This window comes from Acinetobacter lactucae (genome assembly GCF_013344765.1).
GTDB lineage: Bacteria > Pseudomonadota > Gammaproteobacteria > Pseudomonadales > Moraxellaceae > Acinetobacter > Acinetobacter lactucae_A.
In genome coordinates this window covers 1-1,793 of record NZ_JABVBF010000298.1, presented here as the reverse complement: position 1 = coordinate 1,793, position 1,793 = coordinate 1, and the positions used below count along the sequence as shown (strand labels likewise).

Here is a 1,793-nt window from a genome sequence, read left to right as displayed (position 1 = left end):
CATTCAGGTTAATACCCCCTCATCACTTGACGCTAAATTTCAGGCCTTTAGTTATGCCATCGAAACATTAAAAAACAATAAGCAAAAACTTGATTATTCTAATCTAAAATCGATATTAGCTAATTTGGCAAAAGAAGATAGATCATCTTACTATTACCACTTAAAATTTTTGATTAAATTATTATTTTTAGAAGATTTTTCACATTTTGATATTGATCAAGAATACGAATTAGAATTCCTAGAACGTCCTACAGCCTTCAATTCAAGATTGTATTATCAACAATATGAAGATCTTATTGATTACCCGACTATTACCATGATTCAACAAGGTTTTAGCCAATTGAATCATCAGTTAAAGCAAGACTCTTTACAAATCACTAATCAAACTTTAATAAACTCTTCACTATTAGGACTCATCTATGTATCAGGGCTTAGACCTGTTCAATTAGCTAAATTATCGGTACAAGATATAAAAGTAGACACTACACGTACGATAGATCAATTCCATCGCTATAGTGTACTAATTCCCTATGCAAAACAAGCAAGATATGTACATGAGAAAATAGCTATAAAGCTACCAGAAGAAATTGCTGAAATTATTCTTTCATATATAGAAAGGTTTAACTTATATCCAGATGAAAAATTATTTGATATGGGCGAAAATGCAGCTCGTTTCTGCTCGAAGGCTATTAACACTCAATTATTTGCTTTTTCGCCAAAATCATATCGAGATGCTGTTTTAGCTGGAGAAATGATTAGACAAAAATACTCATTTTCTGACTTTAGACATCATGTTGGTTATAGTCTAGCTATGGCTGGCTCTTCAGCTGAAGAAATTGCATATATCTTAGGTCATTCATCAGTTGTGACCGCAAGGCATTATATTTTCTCTACACCCCAATTAGCACAAATTAGAGCTCAAGCCTTGGGTAGAAATTCTCTATATAAGCAGATGATTGCGATGTTACTAACAGGGCGTTTAGTTTATAAGCAGGAATGGAAACACAAAAAAGTAATGGGTAACATTGGCCATAAGATTCATTATGATATCGGTGGCTGTTCTTACAATGATAAATGCTTATTTCAACCTGTCCGCAACTGCTATGGATGTATATATTTTCATCCTTTTATTGATGCTAACCACACTAATGTTTTAGAAAGTATTCAATGTGAAATTAATGATCTGATTAGATTATCTGATGGTATAGGCGTTTCAAGAAATCCATTAATTAGAGTCCATGAATCAACAAAATTTGAAATTGAATCAGTAATTGTTCGTTGTAAAATACAGAAGGATGGCATTTGATGAATCTTGAAAAGTATAAGGCTTTTATAAACGAACAGAAAAAATTTTTTGATGAAAATATTCAAAAAAACTTTAAATGGTCATGGGATGACCCTGAATGGGCAGGAGGAGAAATTGGTTCTGGGTGGTTGCTTTCACGAAGTGGCAAAACAAGATTTTCCTTTCCGACAGGGAAAAGATTGAAAGGAATAGATGACTTTTCAATAGATATAACATATCAAGAATTTATGAAAGCAATGATGGTTCTTAGCTATAGAAAAGCTAATTCGCAAACATCACCACAAAAATTATATGCAGAGGTTCTTATTCTTAAGAGGTGGTATAGTTCTCTATATGCGGAAAAAATGGAGAGCATACATCCCTGCCAGTTATCTACATTAATACTAAATAAGTCTTTTGAAATGTTGGCAGAAAATTCAAGTAAAACGAATCTTCCCGATCATGCAGGTACATACCTTAGATTACAAGAGATGTTAAATCACTATGG

General features: G+C 32.7%; 1 protein-coding gene and 1 pseudogene. Both read left to right on the top strand.

The window, feature by feature from the left end:
• A partial coding sequence (locus HUN22_RS16830; RefSeq protein WP_174731786.1) for a site-specific integrase occupies nucleotides 1-1,306 on the top strand: 1,306 nt, incomplete at its 5' end.
• Nucleotides 1,306-1,793: pseudogene (locus HUN22_RS16825) on the top strand (hypothetical protein); the annotation flags it as partial. The gene HUN22_RS16830 and the pseudogene HUN22_RS16825, both read left to right, overlap by 1 nt.